Source organism: Gluconacetobacter entanii, from assembly GCF_003206495.1.
GTDB lineage: Bacteria > Pseudomonadota > Alphaproteobacteria > Acetobacterales > Acetobacteraceae > Novacetimonas > Novacetimonas entanii.
On record NZ_NKUF01000002.1, the window covers coordinates 41590 to 66163 of the forward strand.

At 67.1% G+C, this 24574-nt stretch carries 23 protein-coding genes; 14 read left to right on the top strand and 9 right to left on the bottom strand.

The features are described 5' to 3' along the window. Window positions 1–59: 59 nt before the first annotated feature. Window positions 60–770, bottom strand: a complete 711-nt coding sequence (locus tag CFR72_RS01220) for a YggS family pyridoxal phosphate-dependent enzyme (RefSeq protein ID WP_110912373.1) — start codon at window positions 768–770, stop codon at window positions 60–62. Between the two features lie 284 nt (window positions 771–1054). Between CFR72_RS01220 and CFR72_RS01225 the strand changes: the two genes are divergently transcribed. From CFR72_RS01225 to CFR72_RS01240, 4 genes are read left to right on the top strand one after another with little or no spacing between them, the layout of a single operon-like run. Next, a complete protein-coding gene (locus CFR72_RS01225; protein ID WP_110912265.1) occupies window positions 1055–2368 on the top strand; it encodes an RsmB/NOP family class I SAM-dependent RNA methyltransferase in 1314 nt (437 codons plus the stop codon). 60 nt (window positions 2369–2428) lie between these two features. After that, complete coding sequence (gene rpe / locus CFR72_RS01230) at window positions 2429–3109, top strand: ribulose-phosphate 3-epimerase (protein WP_110912266.1); 681 nt, start codon at window positions 2429–2431, stop codon at window positions 3107–3109. A 49-nt stretch (window positions 3110–3158) separates the two neighbouring features. Then, window positions 3159–4865, top strand: a complete 1707-nt coding sequence (locus tag CFR72_RS01235) for a heparinase II/III family protein (RefSeq protein ID WP_110912374.1) — start codon at window positions 3159–3161, stop codon at window positions 4863–4865. Next, entirely contained in the window at window positions 4862–6016 is a 1155-nt protein-coding gene (locus tag CFR72_RS01240; protein ID WP_110912267.1) for a glycosyltransferase family 4 protein, read from the top strand. Before CFR72_RS01235 ends, CFR72_RS01240 begins: the two co-directional genes overlap by 4 nt. Here the strand turns inward: CFR72_RS01240 and CFR72_RS01245 are convergent. After that, complete coding sequence (locus CFR72_RS01245; RefSeq protein ID WP_110912375.1) at window positions 5983–6477, bottom strand: hypothetical protein; 495 nt, start codon at window positions 6475–6477, stop codon at window positions 5983–5985. The two genes, CFR72_RS01240 and CFR72_RS01245, sit on opposite strands and share 34 nt — an antisense overlap. After that, a complete protein-coding gene (locus CFR72_RS01250; protein WP_110912268.1) occupies window positions 6474–7721 on the bottom strand; it encodes an aminopeptidase in 1248 nt (415 codons plus the stop codon). The genes CFR72_RS01245 and CFR72_RS01250 overlap by 4 nt, the downstream gene beginning before the upstream one ends. 154 nt (window positions 7722–7875) lie before the next feature. Between CFR72_RS01250 and CFR72_RS01255 the strand changes: the two genes are divergently transcribed. Continuing rightward, window positions 7876–8244: a Rieske (2Fe-2S) protein gene (locus tag CFR72_RS01255; RefSeq protein WP_233044969.1), complete on the top strand. Its 369-nt coding sequence runs from the start codon at window positions 7876–7878 to the stop codon at window positions 8242–8244. 93 nt (window positions 8245–8337) lie between these two features. On the opposite strand, the gene CFR72_RS01260 is transcribed toward CFR72_RS01255, so the two are convergent. The 3 genes from CFR72_RS01260 to CFR72_RS01270 all read right to left on the bottom strand — a co-directional run bounded on the left by CFR72_RS01260 (window position 8338) and on the right by CFR72_RS01270 (window position 11070). Continuing rightward, a complete protein-coding gene (locus CFR72_RS01260; protein WP_110912270.1) occupies window positions 8338–8835 on the bottom strand; it encodes a DUF4186 domain-containing protein in 498 nt (165 codons plus the stop codon). Window positions 8836–8849: 14 nt separating this feature from the next. Then, window positions 8850–10106 (bottom strand): tyrosine--tRNA ligase, encoded by a 1257-nt coding sequence (gene tyrS, locus CFR72_RS01265; protein WP_110912271.1) that lies wholly within the window; start codon window positions 10104–10106, stop codon window positions 8850–8852. A 298-nt stretch (window positions 10107–10404) separates the two neighbouring features. Then, window positions 10405–11070, bottom strand: coding sequence for an alpha/beta hydrolase (locus tag CFR72_RS01270; protein WP_110912272.1), 666 nt, complete (start codon window positions 11068–11070; stop codon window positions 10405–10407). A 582-nt stretch (window positions 11071–11652) separates the two neighbouring features. Here CFR72_RS01270 and CFR72_RS01275 point away from each other — a divergent pair. From CFR72_RS01275 to CFR72_RS01315, 9 genes are all read left to right on the top strand, one after another. Further along, window positions 11653–12792 carry a cysteine desulfurase family protein gene (locus CFR72_RS01275; protein WP_110912273.1) on the top strand — a complete coding sequence of 380 codons (1140 nt, stop codon included), beginning with the start codon at window positions 11653–11655 and terminating at the stop codon, window positions 12790–12792. Between the two features lie 206 nt (window positions 12793–12998). Then, the gene (locus tag CFR72_RS01280; RefSeq protein WP_110912376.1) at window positions 12999–14183 is read left to right on the top strand and encodes a cysteine desulfurase family protein; all 1185 of its coding nucleotides are present in this window, start codon (window positions 12999–13001) and stop codon (window positions 14181–14183) included. Window positions 14184–14245: 62 nt separating this feature from the next. Beyond that, window positions 14246–14560 carry a ferredoxin family 2Fe-2S iron-sulfur cluster binding protein gene (locus CFR72_RS01285; protein WP_110912377.1) on the top strand — a complete coding sequence of 105 codons (315 nt, stop codon included), beginning with the start codon at window positions 14246–14248 and terminating at the stop codon, window positions 14558–14560. A 96-nt stretch (window positions 14561–14656) separates the two neighbouring features. Next, a complete protein-coding gene (gene mnmA / locus CFR72_RS01290; RefSeq protein ID WP_110912274.1) occupies window positions 14657–15733 on the top strand; it encodes a tRNA 2-thiouridine(34) synthase MnmA in 1077 nt (358 codons plus the stop codon). A 21-nt stretch (window positions 15734–15754) separates the two neighbouring features. Further along, window positions 15755–16423 (top strand): glutathione S-transferase family protein, encoded by a 669-nt coding sequence (locus CFR72_RS01295; protein WP_110912275.1) that lies wholly within the window; start codon window positions 15755–15757, stop codon window positions 16421–16423. Window positions 16424–16449: 26 nt separating this feature from the next. Beyond that, window positions 16450–17535, top strand: a complete 1086-nt coding sequence (locus tag CFR72_RS01300) for a glycosyltransferase family 4 protein (protein WP_110912276.1) — start codon at window positions 16450–16452, stop codon at window positions 17533–17535. A 99-nt stretch (window positions 17536–17634) separates the two neighbouring features. After that, on the top strand, window positions 17635–18627 hold the full coding sequence (locus tag CFR72_RS01305) for a CobW family GTP-binding protein (RefSeq protein ID WP_110912277.1): 993 nt from the start codon (window positions 17635–17637) through the stop codon (window positions 18625–18627). Beyond that, window positions 18624–19697, top strand: coding sequence for a WD40 repeat domain-containing protein (locus CFR72_RS01310; protein WP_110912278.1), 1074 nt, complete (start codon window positions 18624–18626; stop codon window positions 19695–19697). The genes CFR72_RS01305 and CFR72_RS01310 overlap by 4 nt, the downstream gene beginning before the upstream one ends. Before the next feature lie 20 nt (window positions 19698–19717). Beyond that, window positions 19718–20785: a glycosyltransferase gene (locus tag CFR72_RS01315; protein ID WP_233045317.1), complete on the top strand. Its 1068-nt coding sequence runs from the start codon at window positions 19718–19720 to the stop codon at window positions 20783–20785. A 101-nt stretch (window positions 20786–20886) separates the two neighbouring features. Here the strand turns inward: CFR72_RS01315 and CFR72_RS01320 are convergent, their stop codons facing one another. From CFR72_RS01320 to CFR72_RS01330, 3 genes are all read right to left on the bottom strand, one after another. Next, a complete protein-coding gene (locus CFR72_RS01320; protein WP_110912279.1) occupies window positions 20887–22263 on the bottom strand; it encodes a chloride channel protein in 1377 nt (458 codons plus the stop codon). A gap of 249 nt (window positions 22264–22512) precedes the next feature. Then, window positions 22513–23433 carry a cation diffusion facilitator family transporter gene (locus CFR72_RS01325; protein ID WP_110912379.1) on the bottom strand — a complete coding sequence of 307 codons (921 nt, stop codon included), beginning with the start codon at window positions 23431–23433 and terminating at the stop codon, window positions 22513–22515. A gap of 17 nt (window positions 23434–23450) precedes the next feature. Then, a complete protein-coding gene (locus CFR72_RS01330; protein ID WP_110912280.1) occupies window positions 23451–24503 on the bottom strand; it encodes a cation diffusion facilitator family transporter in 1053 nt (350 codons plus the stop codon). Window positions 24504–24574: the final 71 nt, after the last annotated feature.

The following is a 24574-nucleotide window of genomic DNA, read 5'->3' on the forward strand; positions in this document are numbered from 1 at the left end:
CATACCCACAAGCGGGTGGGGCATCAAGGCCCGTCTCCGTACAGGTGCCATGCCGGGCTTCAGGACGGGTGGGCCGGGCGGGGGCCGAAAATGGCGCTGCCGACGCGCACATGCGTCGCACCGGCGGCGATGGCCTGCTCGAAATCCGCCGACATTCCCATGGAAACCACGCCCAGCCCGTGCCGTCGCGCCATGGCCGCCAGCGTGCGGAAATGCGGCATGGGGTCCTGATCGACGGGGGGAATGCACATCAGGCCGGCCACGGCATCGCCAAAGCGCGCCATGGCTGCGGTGATGAACGCATCCGCATCCTCCACCGCGACGCCGGATTTCTGCGTCTCGTCCACCGTATTGACCTGCACCAGCAGTTGCGGCATCCGCCCCGCCCGGTCGGCCGCGCGCGCGATGGCGTCGCACAGGGCAGGCCGGTCGAGGCTTTCGATCATGTCGGCGATGCGCACGGCCTCCAGCGCCTTGTTGGTCTGCAGGCCGCCGATGATGTTCAGCCGCAGGTCCGGCCACTGCGTGCGCAGGGGCGGGAATTTTGCCGCCGCCTCCTGCACGCGGTTTTCGCCGAACGTCATCTGCCCCGCCCGCAGCGCCGCGACCACGCTTTCGCGGGGGTGGAACTTCGACACTGCGACCAGCGTGATGTCCGCGGGATCGCGCCCCGCCCTGTGTGCCGCCGCCGCGATACGCGCCCGCACCGCCGCAAGCGCCGTGGCGATGTCGTGGCCCGTGGCCGTGTCCTGCGGCGTGGTCGCTGGCATGGATGTGTCGTGCACGCTGCTGTCCCCTTTTTCGGAAATCCGACTGCCGTGGTCCGTGGCCGTCCCAAGGTTGCGCGTGGCGGCGCTCGCGGGTCCGTGTTGCGGTATCCTGACTGCGATATCATGGCGGGGGGCTGCTGTCATTGGGCGGCGGGATGGTAAAAATCCATGCGCCGGGGGTGGCGGCGCGGGCGCGGGCGTGTCATGTGCGGGGCACGCGGGTGCCGCAGCGCAGGCGGCATGCAGTTTTCGATGGTTTGATGAGTTCCGAAGCAGGATAGACAATGAAACAGACGTCCGCACCCCGTTCGTCCGGACGCCGCGCCGCAGGCCGTGGCGCGCAGGCGGCAGCCGACCCGACGCGCGATATCGCCTTCGACATCGTCACCGGCGTGATCGAGCACCGGCGCATGCTTGAAACCTCCATGGAAAACTCGGCCGCCGCGCGGGATGCGGAACCACGCGACCGGGCCGCCGCCCATCGCCTCGGCGCCTCGGTCCTGCGGCACATGGGCACCGCGACGGAGGTGCTCTCGCCCTTCCTGAAAAAGGAACCGCCCGAACCCGTGCGCGCCGTGCTGCTGATTGGCGTGGCGCAACTCCTGTTCCTTGGCACGCCGGTGCATGCGGCGGTGGCGACGTCGGTCGCACTGGCGCGCAGGCGCGGCCTCGCCCCGTTTGCGGGGCTGGTGAATGCCGTCCTGCGCCGCATCGCGCAGAAGGGGGATGCCTGCCTTGACGGGCTGGACCAGGAACGCCTCGACGTGCCGCCCTGGCTGTGGACGTCGTGGGGGCGCATGGCGCGTCCCATCGCCGCGGCGCTGGGGATGGAACCGCCGCTCGACCTGTCGATGCGCCCGGGGTGCCTGCCCCCGCCGGGGGGCGAGGTGCTGCCCAACGGCACCGTGCGTTTCCCCGCCGGCACGCGCGTGACCGAACTGCCCGGTTTCGCCGAAGGCGCGTTCTGGGTGCAGGACGCGGCGGCGACCCTGCCCGCGCGTCTGCTGGATGTGAAGGCGGGCGAGCGCGTGGCCGACCTGTGCGCCGCACCCGGCGGCAAGACCGCGCAGCTTGCCTTTGCCGGGGCGCAGGTCACGGCGGTCGAACGCGACGCCCGCCGGGTGGAACGGCTGCAGGCCAACCTTGCGCGCCTGAAACTGTCGGAGACGGTGCGCGTGGTGCAGGCGGACGCGACGCAGTGGCGGCCCGAGGCGCCGCTTGATGCCGTGCTGCTTGATGCGCCATGTTCGGCCACGGGCACGGTGCGGCGCCACCCGGACGCCCTGTGGATCAAGCGTCCGCGCGATCTGGCGGCGCTTGCGGCGGGGCAGCAGGCGCTGCTCAAGGCGGCGCGCGACATGCTGCGCCCGGGCGGGCGTCTGGTCTACGCGGTCTGCTCGCTCCAGCCGGAGGAAGGCCCCGCCTGCGCCCGTGCTGCTGAGGAGATGGGCCTGATCGCCGATCCCTTCACGCCGGAGGAACTGTCCTTCCTGCCGCAGGCCCGCACAAGCGAGGGCTGGCTGCGCACCCATCCGGGCCTGTGGGCGGAGCAGGGCGGCATGGACGGATTCTTCGCCGCGCGCTTCCGCAGGGCCTGAGTGCCGGGGGGATGTCGTAAAACTATGGCCTGCCTGCGATATTCCTGATACTAAAGGCGTATGGCAGCCCTATCTTCTCCCCTTATCGCGCCGAGCGTGCTTTCGGCTGATTTTTCCCGCATGGCGGACGAAGTCGCCGCTGTCGAGAAGGCAGGGGCCGACTGGCTCCATCTTGATGTAATGGATGGCCATTTCGTCCCGAACCTGTCGATGGGGCCGCAACTGGTCAAGGCGCTGCGCCCGCGCTCGAAGCTTCCGTTCGACGTGCACCTGATGGTCGCCCCCGTCGATTCGTATATCGAGGCCTTTGCCAAGGCGGGCGCGGACCATATCCACATCCATGTGGAAGCCGGGCCGCATACCCACCGCTCCTTGCAGCATGTGCGCGACCATGGGGTGAAGGCGGGTGTCGCGATCTGCCCCGCCACGCCGCCGGAGGCCCTGGGCGAGGTGCTCGACCTTGTGGACGTGATCCTTGTCATGACGGTCAATCCCGGTTTCGGCGGGCAGAAGTTCCTGTCCAGCCAGTTGCCCAAGATCCGCACCCTGCGGAAGATGGCCGACGCGACGGGCCGTGACATCCGCATTGGCGTTGATGGCGGGATCAATCCCGAAACCGCCGTCCTTGCGACACAGGCGGGCGCGGATGTGCTGATCGCCGGGACCTCGGTCTATGGGCAGGCCGATTACGCACATGCCATCGACGCCCTGCGCACAGGCGGGGCACCCCGCCCGGCGTGAGGGGGACTTTCATCATCGTCCGGCGCACCGGTCGGGGGACGGGACGGACATGGTCGTAAAACGGCTGGCACAGGGCGCGCGCCTGTCCATGGCCCGCCTGCCGCTTCTGGTGGGCAAGGGGCGGGTGCCCGTGGCCCCCGTGCACAATATCCGTGACCTGTGGCCCGGCGACGCCGCGACGGGGGCGATGCTCATCAAGGGCATGATGACGCAGGAGGGATATACCCATCCCATCGGACCGGGAATGTGGGACAATCCCGATTTCGAACCCGCCTTCCGCGAAGGGCTGCACAGTTTCCGCTGGCTGCGGGACCTGCGCGCAATGGGCACGGACGCCGCGCGCCTGCGGGCGCGCGCGCTGGTGGATGACTGGCTGCTCAACCCGCCGAACCACCAGATGGTGCGCGACTGCACCGTGGCGGGTGCGCGCGTGGCGGCATGGCTGGGGCATTACGATTTCTTCGCCGCCTCCGCCAGTGACATGTTCCGCCAGCGCCTGATGGCGCGCCTGCTGGTGGAGGGACGGACGATCGCGGCCCTCCTGCCGCCCGAATGCCATGACTGGCAGTCGCTTACGGCGCTGAAGGGCCTGCTTGCCGTGGCGGTGGCCATGCCGGAATATACCGGCTTCCTCAGCCGTTACCGCCGTTATATCGATGCGGAGGTGGAACGCCAGATCCTGCCCGATGGCTGGCACATCCAGCGCAGTCCGGAGGTGCAGTTGCGCGCCCTGCGTGAACTGGCGGAAATGCGCGCGATGATGCAGGCCGCACAGCACGCGCTGCCGCATTCGGTGGCGCTTGCGCTCGACAAGATGAGCCCCGTGCTGCGCGCGATGCGCCATGGGGACGGCTGCCTCGCTTTGTTCAATGGCAGCCATGAACGCAGTTCCACCCTGGTGGAGATGGTGCTGTCGCAGGCCACGCGCACGCGGGTCGTGGCCAGCACGATGCCCGATGGCGGTTTCGTGCGCGCGCAGTCGGGGCGTTCGCTGCTGCTGGTGGATGCGGGCGCGCCCGCGCCGGCGGGGTATGACCACAACGCCCATGCAGGCACGCTGTCGCTGGAATTTTCGTGCATGCGCCAGCGCCTGATCGTCAATTGTGGCGCGGGCTTCCTGCCGGAATGGAAAAAGGCGCTGCGCCAGACGGCGGCCCATTCCACGGTGGAGGTGGAGGGGCTGTCCTCCTCCGACTTCCACGAGGACGGCACGGTCGCCCGCCGTCCCGCCCATGTGGAGGTGGACCACGCCACGCGGGAGGGCGCGCACTGGCTGAGCCTGTCGCACGATGGATATTACCCCACGGCGGGCGCGACCTATACGCGGCGTCTGTATCTGGGCAACAATGGCCACCGCCTGCGTGGCGAGGAAACGATCGAGGGCGAGCGCGAACTGGCCTTTGTCCTGCGCCTGCACCTGCATCCGTCGGTCTGTGTACAGCCGGGCACGCAGGAGGGTTCCGTGGTGCTGGAGGCCGGGGAACAGACATGGACCTTCCGCGCCACGGGGGGCGAGGTCGCGGTGGAGGAGAGCGTCTATTCCGGGGGGATGCGTCCCGTGCCCTCGACGCAGATTGTCGTGCGTGTGCTCCCCAATGCAGCCCAGCCTGCCGCCGTGGGCGAGGAAATTCCCCAGGCCCCCGCCGGATCGGGCGAGGGGATTCCCCCCGGCCCAACGGAAGACGTGGCGCCCGGGCGCAGGCGCCGCGTGATCCGCTGGGGTCTGGAACGCGAAAGGGACGGCAGCGGGGAATGAAGATACTCGAAATCACGAATGTTGATTTTGCATTGTATCACTTCCTCCATCCCCTGATGCGCCGGCTGCGCGCCGATGGCCACGATGTCGTCGGGGCCTGTGCCGCAGGCCCCCTGCTTGCGCCGGTGCGTGCCGATGGCTTCCGGGTGGAGGCGGTGGCGATGGCGCGCTCCTTCTCCCCCGTGGCGCAGGCGCGCGCGCTGTGGGCGCTGGTGCGCCTGATCCGGCGCGAACGTCCCGATATCGTCCATGCCCACATGCCCATCAGCGGCCTTCTGGCCCGCCTTGCGGCGTGGCTGTGTGGCGTGCCGTGCGTGGCCTATACCTGCCACGGGTTCCTGTTCAACCAGCCCGGCCCCGTGTGGCGGCGCATGCTGGCGCTGGTGCTGGAATGGCTGGCGGGGCGCGTGACCGATACCTACCTGACCGTCTCGCACGAGGAAGCGCGTGATGCGCGGCGACTGGGTATCCATCGCCGCGCCACGGCGATCGGCAACGGACGCGACGGGACGCTGTTCCGCCCGGACCCGGCGACGCGGGACAGGGTGCGCGCGGAACTTGGCGTGGGGCAGGGGGATGTCGTCATCTTCGCCGTGTCGCGACTGGTGCGGCACAAGGGATATCCCGAACTGCTGGCGGCGATGCGTGATGTTCCCGATGCCGTGCTGTGGGTCGCGGGGGAACGCCTGCCGACCGACCACGGGCCGGACATGGCGGTGCTGATGACGCAGGCGCAGGCGGAACTTGGCCCACGGCTGCGGTGCCTTGGCTATCGCGCCGATGTGGCGGACCTGATGACGGCCGCCGACATCTTTGTCCTGCCCAGCCATTTCGAGGGGCTGCCCATGACCGTGATCGAGGCGATGCTGTGTGGCCTGCCGGTTGTCGGCAGCGATATTCGCGGCATCCGTGAACAGATCGTCACGGGACGGACCGGATACCTTGTGCCGGCCGGCAACGCCACCGCGCTGGCGGCGGCGCTGGGGCGACTGGTGCGTTCGGCGGACCTGCGGCACGCGATGGGGGCGGCAGGACGGGCGCGCGCGCTGGCGATGTTTTCACAGGATGCGGTGCTGGCGCGGACCTGCGCCCTGCTGGTGCAGGGCGCGCGGCGACGTCAGGGTTGTGAAAGCTGGCCGCCCATTTCCTGAATCAGGGTTTCGGTTTCCTGCGGATGAGCATTGATCAGCTTGATGTTCGCAGGGTTAAGCGCCGGCGCGCCTTTGGGCGCCTGCTGGTGCATCAGGGCGGTCGTCATGCCGAACGTCGTGATGCCCATGACGAAATCCGACGCGCTCAGCCCATGTTCACGCAGGATCGGCATCAGGCGGTCCATCTGCGCCGTGCGTTCGATCGTCTGCGACAGCGACAGGTTGCCGCTTTCGGGCGGGGTGACGTTGCGGGCCTTGATCTCGCGGATGGTGTGGATCATGACCGTAAAGAAGTTGTTGGGCAGGCGGTACTGCGCGGCGGCGGTGATGTCATGCATCATCATCGCCTTCTGTTCGTCCGTGGGCTGCTGCTGTCCCGCGGGGGCCTGCTGCGCCATCGCGGGCAGCACCGGCAGCGCCACCGACAGGGCGGCGGCAAGGAGATATGTGCGAAAAGTCATGGCTGGCTGGTCCATTCGCCCTGTTTCATCAAGGATTCGCGTGTGCCGTCATGGGTGATGGCGTCCACGTCGATCAGGTTTGACCCGATCATCCAGTCGATGTGGATGAAGCTGGTGTTCGCGCCACGCTCGGTCAGTTGCGCCTCGGTCAGGCTGTCGCTGTCGAGCATGCATTTGGTATAGGACTGCCCCAGCGCGATATGGCTGGCGGCGTTTTCGTCAAACAGCGTGTTGCGGAACAGGATGCCGCTGCTTGAAATCGGCGATGACGCAGGCACCAGCGCGACCTCTCCCAGGCGGCGCGCGCCTTCGTCGGTGTCGAGGATGCGCGTCAGCACCTCCTGCCCCACGCGGGCGCTGGCCTCGACAATGCGGCCGCCTTCGAAGCGCACGGCGATGTCATCAATCAGCGTCCCCTGATGGAACAGCGGCTTGGTCGCGCGCACCGTGCCATCGACGCGGCGGGCGTGCGGCGTGGTGAAGACTTCCTCGGTCGGGATGTTGGGGTTGCAGGTGATGCCGTTGCGTGCAGGTTCCGACCCGCCGGCCCAGGCGTGGCCATCGGCCAGCCCCACCGTCAGGTCCGTATCCGGCCCCCGGAAATGCAGGGCCGCGAACCGGCGTTCGTTCAGCCATGCGGAGCGCCGGTGCAGGATTTCGTTATGCCGCGTCCATTCGGCCACCGGGTCGGCGTTTGTCACGCGCGATGCGGTGAAGATGGCGTCCCACAGGCGGGCCAGCGCCTGGTCGGGTTCAAGGTCGGGGAAGACCTGCTGCGCCCATGCCGGGGTGGCGCAGGCGACGATGCTCCAGTTGATGGCGAAATTGGTGATCAGTTCCATCGCCGGCCGCCCGGCAAGCGATGCCGCACGGGACGCGCGGGCGACGCGGTCGTGGTTTTCCCCCGACAGCAGCGTGGGGTTGCCCCCCGTGATCGCCATGCGCGCCGCACCGGCGCGATAGGCGTCGGCCATGCCATCCTGCAGCCACTTTGCCGCCGTGTTGAACGTGTCGTCCGGTGCGTGGCGGAAACGTGCCAGCGTGGTTTCATCGTCGCTGTAGAACGTGCTGACCAGTGACGCCCCGGCGCGATAGGCATGTTCGGTAATGCGTCGTACCAGCGGCACCGCGTCGAGTGGCGCGGTAATCAGCAACTGCTGGCCATGGGCGATGTTCAGCCCGACCCGGACCGCAACCTCGCCCAGTCGGTCAAGGAGTTCTGCGTGGTTGGAAGCTGGGGCCATGCGTGCATTCATCCTGTTGAAGGCGGTAGGGATGGCGGGACGGACCAGAGGCGCCCGCCCTGTCACAAGGTGTCTGTCACGATACGATAGACGATAGTCCACGGTTGCGTAAAATCATACCGTAACCTGTTGGGGAAAAGCGAAGGTGATGGAAATGGCGGGAATACCGGGCGGTCGTGAAAATGCCGTCAGGCTGTGTGATGTCGCCGCCGTGCGCGAACGCCCGCAGCGTGTCGTCACGCAGGGCCGCGCCCTGGTCGTCTGGGCCACGCAGGACGGACGGGTGTGCGTGTTCGACGACCGCTGCCCGCATGGCAATGCGCGCCTGTCCACCGGCTATGTCCAGTATGACCGGCTTGTCTGCCCGCTGCATATGTGGACCTTTGGCATACGGGGCGACGTGGATGCGCCCGGTGGCCGGATCGAGGCGGCGAACCCGATGCCGCGCCCCTATGACACATGGGTGGAAGGGGACGGGGTCTGGGCCAGCGTACCTCCCGCCATGGGAAAGTCGGCAAGGTAGCATATTGATAAGTAATAAAAGTTTTTGGTGAAGCTTTTTCCAAAAAGCTTCAGAGACGCCGCCTTTTTAAAAAAAGGCGGCACCCAAAAATTTCTATTCGCTACAATCCGGGTCTTCACGCAGCAGCCATCCCCGGATCACCGCGAGGATATAGTCGCGCTGTGCCTGTTGCAGTTCCTGCCCCTTCGCAAACCCGTGCCACTTCTCGATACAGCCGCGACAGCAGGTGCCCGTTGCGTGCTGTGCGACGAAAACCGGATGTCCGCGCCATGGGGTCTGCCGCCCGTCCTTGTGCGGGTGGGCGGGGGCAAGGCGGGTCGCAATGAACTCCGCCGCATGTCCGGACACGCTTTGCAGCCCCTGCCGGTGCAGGTAGGCCCGGTCTTTTGCATCAAGGTGGAAGCGTGCGCGAAAGCGCGAACGCGACAGCCGTTCCCACAGATCATCCGCAACGGCGGGCAGCGTGGCGGGAAGCGGTACTGCGGCCGGGGCGGGCGGAGGTTCCTGCGCTGGCGGCGACGGCGCGAACAGGTCCGCCTGCCCCGACGGTGCGGCAGGCGTCCTGCGACGGGAAGGGGCGCGCGCCGTCATGGTCTGGCCGTGGCTCAGGCCGGGCGCACCAGGATGTGCTTCTTCTTGCCCGATGACAGCTTGATGACCCCGTCACGCAGGTCGCCTTCGCCAATCATCCGCCCCTCGTCCGTGACCACCTCATCATTGAGGCGCGCGCCACCGCCACGGATCAGGCGTCGCGCCTCCCCGTTGCTGGCGACAAGGCCGCTGTCGGCGAACAGGCGGAATGCCGGGATCCCTTCATGCAGGGTGGCGGCCGCGATGCTGATGGAGGGCAGGGCATCCGCGCTCAGCGCACCTTCCTCGAACGTGCGTCGGGCGGCCTCGGCGGCCTGCTCGGCGGCGGCGCGGCCGTGGCACAGGGCGGTGGCCTCGGTCGCGAGGACCTTTTTCGCTTCGTTGATGCCCGCGCCGGGCAGGGCGGCAAGGCGGTCGCATTCCTCGATCGGCAGGTCGGTGAACAGGCGCAGGAAACGCCCGACATCGGCATCCTCGGTATTGCGCCAGAACTGCCAGTATTCAAAGACCGGAAGCCGCGCCGCCGACAGCCAGACCGCGCCGCGCGCGGACTTGCCCATCTTGGCCCCCGAACTGGTGGTCAGCAGCGGCGTGGTCAGGCCGAACACCTGCTGCTGGTTCATGCGCCGCACCAGGTCGATGCCCGAGACGATGTTCCCCCACTGGTCCGACCCGCCCATCTGCAGGGTTACGCCATGGCGGGCGTTGAGTTCGCGGAAATCATAGGATTGCAGGATGGAGTAATTGAACTCCAGGAAGGTCAGTCCCTGCTCACGCTCCAGCCGGCTGCGCACCGAATCGAACGACAGCATCCGGTTGACCGAGAAATGGATCCCCACATCGCGCAGCAGGTCGATATAGGACAGCCGGTCGAGCCAGTCGGCGTTGTTTGCCAGCATCGCGCCGGACCTGTTTTCCGCCTTGTCATCAAAGGACAGGAACTGCCGCAGGCATCCCTCGATCCCGCGCAGGTTCTGCGCGATCGTCTCCGCCGTCATCAGCTTGCGCGCTTCCTCGCGGAAGGAGGGATCGCCGATCTTCGCCGTGCCGCCACCCATCAGGGCCACCGGGCGATGGCCGTGTTTCTGCATCAGGCGCAGCATCATGATCTGGATCAGGCTGCCGACATGCAGGCTGTCCGCCGTGGGATCAAAGCCGATATAGCCCGAGACCGGCCCCGCCTGCATGGCGGCGTCGAGCGCCTCCATGTCGGTGCACTGGAAGATGAAGCCACGTGCCTCGGCCTCGCGGAGGAATTCGCTTTTGGGCATGGTCTCTACTGTGTCTGCGGGTTGTCACGGCTCCGCACGCGGGCGGAATGCGACAGGGTCTAGCATGATCGCGCCATGCGAAGAAACCATCCGCCCGCTGCCGCGTTGGCGATGTCGGGACAGGGCAGGCACAGGAGGAGACATGGCGCGATGGCAGGCCGAGCGTCCATGCGATGACACGGCACGCGCGACGGGCGTGGGCCGGATGTCCGGCATCATGTCGCGCAGCATCGCCTTCGCGCCGGTTTCTTCCGCGCCAGTCCCCTATGCGCCAGCCCCCTGTCAGCAGGGCAGCAGGTCAGTCCGCGGCCAGTGCCAGCGCGCGGCGGTTCATCACGGTACTGACATGGTCTTCCAGCGCCGCGGCGACTTCATCCGCGTGGGAGGCGAAGATATGGTCCGCCCCCTTGAAGACACGGTAATCCACCTCGACTCCCTTCTGGGTATTGAGCTTGTCCACCAGCTTGTGCACGGCGGGTTCGGGCACCAGTTCGTCGGCGTCGCCCGCGATCATCAGGCCGCCACACGGACACGGCGCGAGGAAGCCGAAATCATAATGGTTGGCCGGGGGGGCGACACTGATCCAGCCGGTGATTTCCGGCCGGCGCATCAGCAGTTGCATGCCCACGAACGCGCCAAAGGAATAGCCCGCGATCCACAGGCCCCGCGCGTTCGGGTTGACCATCTGCATCCAGTCCAGCGCGGCCGCAGCGTCGGAAATTTCGCCGATGCCGCCGTCATAACGTCCCTGCGAACGCCCGACCCCGCGCGAGTTGTAGCGCATGACCGAAAAGCCCATCTTTTCGAATTCGCGATACATCGCATAGGTGATGCGGTTGTTCATGGTGCCGCCATGCAGCGGGTGCGGATGAAGGACCAGTGCAAGCGGCGCGTTCGGCTCGCTCGAGTGGTGGTAGCGTCCTTCCAGACGGCCATCAGGGCCGGCGAACATGACCTCAGGCATATATATCCCGCATATGGTTGCCCGGCTGCCTGATGGCATGGCGGCGGGGCGGTTGGCATTTTGGTCTGTCCGGTGGCGATGCCCCGCACCGGACAGGCGACTGATTCAAGTAACCCGGCAATGGCCAAGGCCATCCCCGGCGGCGCCGTCACGGCCGGATGTCAGCCATTGGAGGGGCGCCAGTAAACCCAGAACATATGTCTGCAACCCACGGCCCCGGTTGCCGTGATTGAATGTGTGCGGACCGGACATATACCGATTGGGCCTTATAATGCTGACGTGGCCTAGGGATTAAAAATGTTAGTTTGTCGGGTAAGCGTTGCGTCTGTGGCAGGCATGGCGGTGTGGGGCGTCGTGTGTGCCGGCCTGTCCTGATGCTGCCTCATGCTCTGCGCTCCGCCATTTGTTGGTGCGTCACGGGGCGGGGGCTGCGTCTGCCGCGATACGCTCCCGCCGGGTGTCGCCATGCAGTTGGATGCGCAGCTTATAGCGAGGCCAATTCACAAATTGCCACATAAATCGTAAACATGGGGGCAAAGTAACGCCGTGGTATTGGCGCTCACAGATGGATCAGGGATTGAAATGAACGGCGGCGCGGGGGATTTTTTCTATCTGGACGCCAACGCGTCGGAGCCACTCCGCCCGGAGGCGGCGGCGGCCATGGCGGCGGCGGCGGCAGTGCGCGGCAACCCGTCATCCGTCCATCGGGCGGGCCGTGCGGCGCGCGCCATCATGGAGGCCGCGCGGGAGGAGATTGCCGCGACGTTCGGTGTCACGGCGGAAAACTGTGTCATGACATCCGGCGGGACGGAGGCCAACGTCCTGGCCATCGACGCGCTGGGGCAGGGGCGGCGCATCCTGTATGGCGCGGGCGAACATGACGCCGTGCGCATGGCGGCGCAGGCGCGCGGCGGACAGGCCATTCCCGTCGATGCGCAGGGCGTGGTCCGCCTCGACGCGCTGGCGGCCCTGCTGGCGCAACCGGGGGAGGCGCTGGTCTGCGTGATGCTGGCCAATAACGAGACCGGGGTGATCCAGCCGGTTGCCGAGGTCGCGCGCCTGTGCCGCGAACATGGCGCGCGCCTGCATGTCGATGCGGTGCAGGCGGCGGGACGCATGGAGGTGGACCTGCGCGCACTGGGCGCGGACAGCATGGCGGTGTCGGGCCATAAATTCGGCGGCCCCAAGGGGGCGGGCGCGCTCCTGCTGGCGGGGGAGCGGTTTGTTGCCCTGCCGCCCATGCTGGCCGGTGGGGGGCAGGAACAGGGACGGCGTGGCGGCACGCCCGCACTTCCGGCCATCGCGGGCATGGCGGCGGCCCTGTCGGCGGCGACACGCGACCTTGCCGATCCCGCGCACCGGGCGCGCCTTGCACGACTGCGCGATGGCATTGATCGCGTGGCGCGCGACTGTGGCGCGGTGGTCTGCTCGGCGGATGCGCCACGGCTTGCGAACACCACCTGCCTGGTCCTGCCGCACCGGCGGGCGCAGACGCAGTTGATTGCACTCGACATGGCGGGATTCTGCGTCTCTGCCGGGTCGGCCTGTTCGTCGGGGAAGGTCGCGCGTTCGCATGTGCTGGTCGCGATGGGAATGGAAGGGCAGGCGGGATGCGCGATCCGCGTCTCCCTGCCATGGTCCGTGACGGATGCAGAGGTGGAGGCATTCACGGCCGCATACGCCGACATGGCCGCCCGCCTGCCCATGCGCGAAGCGGTTTGACGTGGACAACGCGCAGGCACGCCTTACAATGGGATGTGAATAAAAGTTTTCGGGTGACGGCTTTTTTCAAAAAGGCGGCGTTCTTCGAAGCTTTTTGCAAAAAGCTTCACCAAAAACTTCCTTATGGCAAGCGCATATGGTGCCGCGCATGAGTACTACCTTGACATGGTAGGGCTCCATCCACACGTGGCGGAGTTATGATGACAATGCTGGAGACGGCACGCCCGGGCGATGATGTGCCCGATGGGCAGATCTACCTCGATTACCAGGCGACGACGCCGTGCGACCCGCGCGTGGTCGAGGAGATGCTGCCATGGTTCACGACGCATTTCGCCAATCCCCACAGCGCGGACCACGCGGCGGGGCGATATGTGCATGACGCCGTGGACATCGCCCGTGCGCGCGTCGCGGCCCTGATCGGCGCGGAGGCGCGGGAGGTCGTGTTCACCTCCGGCGCGACGGAGGCCAACAACCTCGCCATCAAGGGGGCGGTGCGTCACCTGCTGTCCACCGGCACGGCGCGGCGGCGCGTCATCACGGTGGCGACCGAACATAAATGCGTGCTGGAATCCGTCCGCGACCTTGCGGCCGATGGGTGCGAACCCGTCATCCTGCCGGTCGGGGCGGACGGACGGCTGGACCCCGACGTGCTGCGCCGCGCGCTGGAGGTGCCGACGCTGCTGGCCAGCATCATGATGGCGAACAACGAAACCGGCGTGATGCACGACATGGCCGCCCTTGCGCCGCTGGTGCGCGGGGCCGGCGCCCTGCTGCACAGCGACCTTGCGCAGGCGGCGGGCAAGGTTGCGGTGGATGTGCGGGCACTCGACCTCGACCTTGCCTCGGTCTCCGCGCACAAGATGTACGGGCCGAAGGGGGTGGGCGCGCTGTTCGTGCGGCGCAGGCCGCGCGTGCGGCTGGCCCCGCTGTTTTCGGGCGGGGGGCAGGAACGTGGCCTGCGCTCGGGCACGCTGCCCGCGCCGCTGCTGGTCGGATTTGGCGCGGCGTGCGACATCGCGATGCGTGAAATGGCGGCGGACGCCGCGCGCGGGCGCATGCTGCGCGACCACATGCTGCACCTGCTGCGTGCCGGGTGTCCGGGGATCGAGGTCAATGGCAGCATGGAACATCGCCTGCCGACCAACCTGAACCTGCGTTTCCCCAATGCCACCGCCCTTGATATCATGGCGCGCGCGCCCGAACTGTGTGTGTCCACCGGGTCGGCCTGTTCCTCGGCCGAGGTGGTGGCGTCCTATGTGCTGACGGCGATGGGACTGGACGCGGCGCAGGCGGCGCGAAGCTTGCGTCTGGCGGTCGGACGCTATACCTCACGCGCCGATGTGGATCGTGCGGCGGCGATCCTGTGCCGTGCCGCGGCCGGGAGCGCGTAGCGCGGGGATAGGAATGGCCCGGCAGGGATGTCCGGGCGTGGAACTGTGTTCAGGATGGAATGATGGCGCATATTGTTTTTGTCGAACGTGATGGCACCCGGCGCGAGGTCGCGGCCCCGATCGGGCTGTCGGTGCTGGAAATCGCGCACAAGAACGGAATCGACCTCGAAGGCGCATGCGAGGGATCGCTGGCGTGCGCGACATGCCACGTGGTCGTGGACCCGCAATGGGCCGACAGGCTGACGCCCCCGACCGAGGATGAGGAAGACATGCTCGACCTCGCCTTCGGGCTGGAGAAGACCTCCCGCCTTGGCTGCCAGATCGTGATGACCGAGGCGCTCGACGGCCTCGTGGTGCGCCTGCCGCGCACGTCCTGAACGGGCGGGCCGATAATTCCTTTGACGCCGGGCCTGCGCCTTCGATAGGCAGGAAGGCCCGGTTGTCCTCAATTCTTCTGAAAGTATAGCGGACCCATGCGTATCCTGGTCGCCATGTCCGGTGGGGTGGACAGTTCGGTTGTCGCCGCCCGCCTCGTCGCACAAGGGCACGAGGTGGTGGGCGCGACCCTGCAACTGTATGATTCGCGTGAAAGCGCGCGCAAGGGCGCGTGCTGCGCCGGGCGTGACATCCATGACGCGCGCCGCGTGGCCGACCGGCTTGGCATCGCGCATTACGTCATCGACGCCGAACGCCGTTTCCGCGACAGCGTGATCGAGACGTTCGCCGACGCCTATGCCGAAGGGGAAACCCCCGTTCCCTGCGTCGCGTGCAATCAGGGCGTGAAATTCACCGACCTCCTCGGCATGGCGCGCGACCTTGGCGTCGATGCGATGGCCACCGGCCATTATGTCCGCCGTATCGAGGGGCCGCAGGGCGTCGAACTGCACCGCCCGGTGGACAGCACGCGCGACCAGTCATGGTTCCTGTTCGCCACCACGTTGCAGCAGCTTGGCTTCCTGCGCTTCCCGCTTGGCGACATGCCCGACAAGGATGCCGTCCGCGCCGAGGCCGAACGTTTCGGCCTTGCGGTCGCGGGCAAGCCCGACAGCCAGGACCTGTGTTTCATCCCCGATGGCTCCTACGCCACCCTTGTTGAAAAACTGCGCCCGCAGACCAGTGGCGCGGGCGAGATCGTGGACCTTGCCGGCAATGTCGTGGGCGCGCACGAAGGGGTCGCGCGCTATACCGTGGGGCAGAGCCGCCGCCTCGGCGATGCGACCATGCATGGCGGCGAACGCCAGATGGTCGTGGGCATCGAACCCGGCCGACGCCGCGTGGTGATCGGCCCGCGCACGCGCGGCGTTGCGCGTGAACTGAGCCTGCGTGACATGAACTGGCTGGTCGAACCGCCTGCCGATGGCCTGCGTTGCGGCGTGCAGATCCGCGCGCGCGAGGCGGTGCGCCCCGCGACGGTCTGGCGCACGGAGGATGGCGCGTCGGTCCTGCTGGACGAGGCGGCGGTCCCCGCGCCGGGGCAGGCCTGTGTGATGTATGACGGGACGCGGGTTCTGGGTGGCGGGTTCATCCGCCGGCAGGACAGCGTCGTCTGAAGACCACGAAAGGACGAAGACATGGCTGAGGGAACACTGGTCATCGGGACGCGGCGCTACTCCTCGTGGTCGCTGCGTGGCTGGCTTGCGGTCAGGCTGGCGGGACTGGATGTGGAGGAAGTGGTGATCCCGCTTTCCAACGATGGCAACACGTCGGCCATCAAGACCATCTCCCCCAATGGCAAGGTGCCCTACCTCGAACATCGCGGGGTTGCGGTGTGGGAAAGCATCGCGATCTGCGAATACTGCGCCGATCAGGTGCCCGCCCTGTGGCCGTCCGCCCCGCGTGCGCGCGCCTTCGCCCGGTCCATCGCGGCCGAAATGCATGCCGGCTTCCGCGCGGTGCGCGCGGCGATGCCGATGAATGTGGGGCGCAATGGCCGTCCGCTGGCCAGCGGGACGACAGATGACATCGACGCGGACATCGCGCGCATCGACGCCATCTGGACCGAAGCACGGCTGGATTTCGGGCAGGGCGGCACGTTCCTGTTCGGCGCGGACTTCACGCTGGCCGATGCGATGTATGCGCCCATCGTCTCGCGCTTCCTGTCCTATGGCGTGACGCCTTCGCCGGAATCGGTGGCCTACATGAACGCGGTGCGCGCGCATCCTCTGGTGGACCAGTGGTACCAGACCGCCCTGGCGGAGCCCAAGGAATGGCGCAACGCCCGTTTTGAGGACATTCCCTGAGGCACCGGCCCGGCAGCGGTCACACCATGCGCGTTGTAACAGTACTGCCCCGGCGGGAGGGGTACAGCCCCGATGCGGTGGGCGCCATCGGGTTGCAGGTCACGGCCATGGCCGGGCCGGACGATGTTGTCGTCGGCATGCCCATCACCGGCGCGCCCCTGCCCGGCGGGCGGTTCGTGCCTGCGGTGATGGGATGGTGGCCGCCGGGGACGATGCTGTGGCGCTATGCCCTGGCGGTCGGGCGGGCCATCCGCCGCGACACGCCCGCGCCCGACCTGATCGAGGTGCATAACCGTCCCGACATGGCCCTGTTCCTTGCGCGCAGGTTCCGCCGGGTTCCCGTCCTGCTGGTGCTGCATAACGACCCGCAGGGCATGCGTTTCGCCCGCACGCCCGCCGAACGGCAGGCGCTGCTGGGTCGTGTGCATGTCGCCGCTGTCTCGCACTGGCTGCGTGACCGTTTCCTTGACGGGCTGCCTGACGCCTGTGGCGCGCGCGTCACCTTTTCCCCCAACGGGACCGCCGTGCCTGCGACCTGCACGCCCCCCGCCGCGCGTGAGCAGATGGTGATGTTCGCCGGGCGGGTGGTGGCCGACAAGGGCGCGGACCTGTTCGTGCAGGCATGGGCAGCCATTCGCGCCGCCCATCCCGGGTGGCGCGCGGTGATGTATGGCGCGGACCGTTTCTTTGCCGAGGCCCCGGAAACGCCCTTCATCGCCGCCCTGCGCCCGCAGGCGAAGGCAGCGGGGGTGAAGATGGTGGGATACCGCCCCCATGCGGACGTGCTGGCGGCGATGGGACGGGCGGCGATCGTGGTCATGCCCGGCCGCTGGCCCGAACCCTTTGGCCTCAGCGCGCTGGAGGCCATGGCGGCGGGGGCCGCGCTGGTGTCCGCGCCCTATGGCGCGCTGTCGCGGGTGGTGGGCGATGGCGGCCTGCTGGTGCCGCCGATGCCGGTGGAGGGACTGGCCGCCGCCCTGTCGGGCCTGATGGCGGCACCCGAAGAACGTGCCGCCCTGTCGGCGCGCGGGCGTGCGCAGGCGCTGCGTTTCGACCTGCCACAGGCCCGCGCCATCCGTCACCGGGTCCGTGCCGCATGCATCGGCGCATGACCGTGGTGCATGCCGACGGCATGGAGCAGGGGTATGTGACAGGCGCACCTGTATGCCTATATGCAGGAAACGTAATTCGCAGAGTGATGGAGTAACACCATGTCGGACGCCACGCAGGCATCGCCGGATACCGACCGGCTTGTCCCGGTCACGGTCCTGACCGGATTTCTGGGCGCGGGAAAGACGACGCTGCTCAACCACATCCTGACCGCCGAACATGGCCGCAAATACGCGGTCGTGGTCAACGAATTCGGCGAACTGGGCGTGGATAACGACCTCGTCGTGGACGCGGACGAGGAAGTGTTCGAAATGAACAACGGGTGCATCTGCTGCACCGTGCGCGGCGACCTGATCCGCATCCTTGGCAACCTGATGAAGCGGCGCGGCAAATTCGACGGCATCATCGTGGAGACGACCGGCCTTGCCGATCCCGCCCCCGTCGCGCAGACCTTCTTCGTGGACGAGGACGTGCGTGGCAAGACACGGCTGGATGCGGTCGTGACCGTGGTGGACGCCTACAACGTGCTGCAGACGCTTGATGAAAGCACGGAGGCGGTGAACCAGATCGCCTTTGCCGATGTCATCATCCTCAACAAGACCGACCTTGTGGACGAAGTGGCGCTGGCGACCATCGAATCGCGCATCCGTGCGATCAACGCGGTAGCCCGCCTGCACCGTGCGCAGCGCGGCGATGTGCCGCTGAGCGATGTGCTCGACCAGGGCGGTTTCGACCTGCAGCGCGCGCTCCAGCAGGCGCCGCGTTTCCTTGAGGAAACCGAACACCATCATGAGGAGGACGTGACCTCGATGTCCTTCGTGGTGGAGGAACCGCTGGACGCGGCGAAGTTCCAGGCATGGATCGGCGCGCTGCTGCAGGAAAAGGGCGCGGACATCCTGCGCGCCAAGGGCATCCTGAATTACAAGGGGGAGCCACAGCGTTTCGCGTTTCAGGCGGTGCACATGATGGCCGATGGCGGCTTCATCGGCCCGTGGAAGAAGGACGAGACGCCGGAATCCCGCCTTGTGTTCATCGGGCGCAACCTCAACCGCCCGCAACTGCGTCGCGGCTTTGAAAGCTGCCGTGCGAAATGAGCGATCAGATGAACGCACCCATGCCCGAAACCCTTCTGGAACGCCGGGGCGCCACCCGCACGCTGGAGGCCCACGTGACCGGTTGCGCCATTTCGCGCGACAGCCAGCAGGTCGCCTTCACGACGGGGGAGGGCGATATCGTCATCGCCCCGCGCACCGACTGGGGGCAGGCCGATGCGTGGCAGGTGATGACCATCCATGACGGCGCGATCCTGTCGGTCGCACCCGATGCGGCACCCGGTGGCTTCCTGACGGGTGGGGACGACAACGCCCTGCGCCGCGTGGCCGCCGATGGCACCGTCAGCGACCTGGTGAAGGGCCGCCGCTGGATCGAGCATGTCACGACCTGGACCAACCCGAAGGATGCGACAAAGGGCGGCGTGATCGCCTTTGTCGCGGGCAAGAACGTGGAACTGCGCGATGCGTCCGGGGCGAATACGCTCAAGACGCTGGAGCATCCCTCCACCGTCAGCGGCATCACCTTTGACGCCAAGGGCAAGCGCGTCGCAGCCTCGCATTACAACGGGGCGACGATGTGGTTCGTGCAGGCCAAGGTGGACACGCCGCGCCTGCTGGAATGGAAGGGCAGTCATATCGGCATCGCCATCCACCCCGAGGGCGAGGCGCTGGTGACGTCGATGCAGGAATCCGAACTGCATGGCTGGCGGCTGTCGGACGGGCACAACATGCGCATGAGCGGCTATCCCTCCAAGGTGCAGTCGATGGCCTTTACCCGCAACGGCAAATGGCTGGTGACCAGTGGCGCGGATGTCGTGGTGATGTGGCCGTTCTTTGGCGGCGGGCCGATGGGCAAGGCGCCGGCGGAACTGGGCGGTATTCCAGGCGTGGTCTGCACCCGTGTTGCGGTCCATCCGCTGCATGACATCGTGGCCGCGGGCTTTGCCGATGGCACGGTTCTGCTGGCCGATACGGCGGCGCAGAAACTCCTGCCGGTGTGTACGGCGGGGGGTGGCCCGGTCTCCGCCCTGGCGTTCAGCGAGGACGGGTGCGCCCTTGCCTTCGGGACGGAGGAAGGGCGCATCGCGGTCGTGGACCTGTCCGCGCGTTGAGCGCGCCATCGCACGCGGGCATGTCCATGCCGGACGTGCCCCCCGTGCGCGTGCTGCACATCATGGCGGGGCGGGGCAATGGCGGGGCGGAACTCTACTCCACCGATGTGATCCTCAGCCTCCAGCGCGCAGGCCTGGCGCAGCGCGCGGTGATGCGCCCCGATGCGCCGCGCACGGCCGAACTGCGTGCGGCGGGGGTGGATGTCGTGACCGCCCCCCTGCATGCCCCCTTTGCCACGATGCAGCGCTGGCGCATGGGGCGCGAGATCGCGCGCTACCGACCCGATATCGTGCATTGCTGGCTGCGGCGCGCCGCCGAACTGACGCCGCGTGATGCGGGGCGTGCGGCGCAGGTCATTGGCTGGTTCGGCAATTACAAGGACCTGCGTGCATTCGCGCACTGCCGCTGGTTCGTTGGCTGCACGCCCGACATGGCGGACTCGATGCGCGCGCGCGGGGTTGCCGCCGACCATGTCGCCTATATCCCGACCTTCCCGTCCGTGGAGGATGCGCCACCCGTATCACGCCAGTCCCTGCACACGCCCGACAATGCGCGCGTGCTGCTGACGCTGTCGCGCCTGCATGAGGCCAAGGGGCTGGAAACACTGCTGCGCGCGTTGCGTGACCTGCCGGACTGTTACCTGTGGATGGCGGGTGACGGGCCGTTGCGCGATGCTCTGGGGAATCTGGCGACGACGCTGGGGGTGGCGTCGCGCGTGAGGTTCCTTGGCTGGCGGACGGACCGTGGCGCGCTGCTGGCGGCGGCGGATATCTGCGTGCTGCCGTCACGTTACGAACCGTTCGGGACCGTCATCCTCGATGCATGGTCGGCGCGCGCGCCACTTGTTGCCTGCGCCAGTGCCGGGCCGCGCGCGCATGTGCGCGATGGGGAAAACGGCATGCTGGTGCCGATTGACGATGTGCCCGCCCTGACGCATGCCCTGCGTGCCGTGCTGGACGACCCGGCCCTGCGCGCGCGGATCGTGGCGGGGGGATATGCGCAGTACCGTGCGCGCTATACGCGTGAAGCGGTGACGCAACAGTGGCTGGATTATTACCGCCGCATCTGCGCGCCGGGACAGGATTGATAAAGTAATAAAAGTTTTTGGGTGCCGCCTTTTTTCAAAAAGGCGGTGTCTTTCGAAGCTTTTTGAAAAAAGCTTCACCAAAAACGTTTAAGAATAATCCTTTACCGTGTGGGGGCGGCCTGCTTTGGCGCGATCGGTGCCATGGGGGGGGGAGGCTGCTGTTTCGCCACCCCGCCGAGGAACGATTCCGCCAGCGCGCTGTATAGCGAATGGTGGCAGATCATGCGTGAGACGCCATAGGCAAGGAACGCGGTGGCAAGCAGCGCCAGCGTGACCTCCTGATTGTCGCACATTTCCATGACGATCACCGATGCCGTCAGCGGCGACTGCACCACGGCGGAAAAATATCCCACCATCCCCAGCAGGACGACCGCCCCCGGCGTGGTGTGGGGCAGGAACTGCGCCACCCATCCGCCAAACCCCGCCACGATCGCAAGCGACGGCGCAAACAGCCCGCCGGGAATGCCGGAGCAGTAAGAGATGATGGTGGCGATGAATTTCAGGATGAAGAACGACGCGGGATAATGCGCCTGCCCGTCAATGACGGAGCGCGCCTGGTAATACCCCGTGCCATAGGTGATGCCGTCCGACGCAATGCCAAGCAGCGCCAGCACCAGCCCGCACGCGGCGGCGAAGGCGACGGGGTGTCCCTTGGCAAAACGGCCGAGCGCACCGGGCAGGCCCGCCGTCGCACGGATCAGGATGGCGGAAAACACGCCGCCGCCCACACCGCCAAGGATGCCGCACGTCAGCACCGCGATCCAGCTTATGCCGATGGGCACGCTGACATCGGTGTGGCCGAAATAGGTGTAGTTACCCACCAGCGCGATGGCGGTCACACCCGACAGGATCACCCCCGTCAGCATGGTGCCACTGGTGCGCTGCTCGAACGAATGGCTGAGTTCCTCGATGGCGAAGACGATCCCGGCCAGTGGCGTGTTGAAGGCCGCCGCCACCCCGGAGGCACCGCCCGCCAAGATCAGGCCGCGACGCATGCTGACGGTGGACAGGTTCAGCCACCGCCCGCAGGTATGCATGATGGCGGCGCCCACCTGCACCGTCGGTCCCTCGCGCCCGATCGACGCCCCCGCCAGCAGGCCCAGCGTCGTCAGCGCGATCTTGCCAAACGCCACCCGCAGCGTCAGCAGGCGGTCCACCACCGCGAAATTGGTCAGGTTCAGCGTGGCGATGGTCTGCGGGATGCCGCTGCCCTGCGCGCCACGGAACCATGTCCGCGTCAGCCATGACGACAGGGCGAGGCCACCGGGCGTCACCACCAGCATGATCCACGGGTTCCATGTAATCAGGTGCGTGCGGATGGCCGCCGCCCTGTCTGCGGCAAGGGCGAAGCCGACAGCCACGATTCCCACGGCGACGGCCGCCGTCCAGCAGGCAAGCTTGCGCCGCCACTGTTCCGTGGTGATCCGGGCGGAACGCCGCAGGTGACGCCTGCGGGCCGGGGTAAGGTCAGGTTTCATCGCCGGACGTGGCTTTCAGTAATGCGTGGAACCGGGACCGGCCTGTGCCATGCACGACGGGCCGTCAACATCCCGTCCCGGCATGCAGGTTCCGGCCGGGGGCGTCCCCTGCGGGTCCAATGGATCGATCCGGTGGGGCGGCCACATGTGCGGACCCCCACCATGACCCCAAACCCACGCGTAGGCGCAGGGTTGCGGTCTCATGCCGTCATGCCGCCGCATGGCTGCCATCCCCACGGGGACGAAGCATCAGGGCAGGACGATGACGCCGTTATGCTTGGCCTTGCGTTCGGGTTCAACATGAATGTTGATCAGCGCGCTGCCCAGGTCCTGGCGCAGTGCTTCTTCGATATGGTCGCAGATCTGGTGCGCGGTCTCCACGCTCATGTCGCCCGCGACGACAAGGTGGAATTCGATGAAGGTCATCGCACCGACAATGCGCGCGCGGATGTCATGCGCCTCGATCGCGCCCGTGGCGTTGGCGGAAATGATCCTGCGGATCTGCGCCAGCGTGGCCGGGTCGGGGGCGGCATCCATCAGGCCGGAAATCGACGTGCGCATCATGTCCCACCCGGTGCGCAGGACATTGAGCGCGATCAGGCCGGCAAGGATGCTGTCAAGCTGTTCCCACCCCGTCAGTGGGATCAGCACGAATCCCGCCACCAGTGCCGCCGACGCCCACACGTCCGACAGCACATGCTGCCCCCCCGCGATCAGGGTGGGCGACTGGTGACGCCGCCCCGCCGCCATCATGACCGATCCCCAGACAAGGTTGAGGACACCCGCCCCGCCATTGAGGATCACGCCCATCATCGAATTGGTCGGCAGGTGCGGCGAAAACCATCCCTTCCACGCTTCATGCCCGATGGTGATGGCGGTCATGACCACCAGCACCCCTTCGGCCACGGCGGACAGGTATTCGGCCTTGTAATGGCCATAGGTATGGTTCTCGTCCGGTGGCAGGCTTGCGACATGCAGCGCCCACAGGCCGGCGATGGCGGCGACGACGTTGATGATCGTCTCCAGCGTGTCGGAATACAGCGCGACACTGCCGGTTGCGCGCCACGCCGCGTATTTCATCGCCAGTGCGAGGATGCTGACGCCAAGCGTCACCCAGGCGATCAGGTTGCGCGACGCGCCCGAAGCCGGGGCGGCGGCCGATGTGCCCATGTCGGGGGAGACGCTGTTCATACGCTGTGTGCCGCGGCAAGGACGCACAGGGTGGCGTCGTGGCGCGTTTCCATCTGCAGGGTGGGGTGGACGATCTGGAAACGCGCCTTCAGTTCGCGCGCGATGTCATGCAGCGTCCTGCTGTCCATTGCGGGGGCATGCTCGTCGCGGACAAGGTGGACCGTCAGCGCGGTTTCCGTCGTGCTGATGGGCCAGATATGCAGGTCATGCAGGTCCACGATATCGGGCAGGGCACGCAGGTAGTCCTCCACCTTCATGCGATCGACCGAACGCGGCACCCGGTCCAGCGCCATGTCCAGCGAATCGCGCAGCAGCGACCATGTGCCGATCACGATGGAGACGGAGACCAGCAGGCTGACCACCGGGTCCACCCACAGCCATCCCGTCATCAGGATGATGCCGCCCGATATCACCACCGCCAGCGCCATCAGCGCATCCGACGCCATGTGCACGAATGCGCCGCGCAGGTTCAGGTCCCCCTTGCCGCCGCTTGCGAACAGCATGGCCGTCACCCCGTTGACGACAATGCCGATGGCGGCGACGACCATGACCGTCATGCCCGCGACCGGATGTGGATGGGCAAGGCGCAGCACCGATTCCCAGATGATCCCCCCCGTGACCAGCAGCAGCGCCACCGCGTTGCCAAGTGCCGCGAGGATGGAGGAACGGCGCAGGCCGTAGGTGAAATTGGCGGTGGGCGAACGCCGCGACAGGATTTCCGCAAGCCACGCCGCCCCAAGGGCGAGCACGTCCGACAGGTTGTGCCCCGCATCCGCCAGCAGCGCGAGCGCGTGCGAGGCGACGCCCCATATGGCTTCGGCGATGACATAAAACAGGTTCAGCGCGATCCCGAAGGCAAAGGCCCGGCCATAGGACGCCGGGGCATGGACGTGGTGATGGCCGAACCCGCCGTGATGGGCGTGGTCGTGCCCGTCATGGCCATGGTCGTCATGGTCATGGCCATCATGTCCATGGTCCCCATGCCCGTCATGCCCGGCGTGGTCATGGTCGTGCCCGTGGCAGGAATCGTCGTGATGCTCGTCGCCCATTGGCGCGCTCTTTCCTCAGTTTCTGCCCCGGTGGCGGTACGCCACGGAACGGGAACTCGCAACAGGGGGAC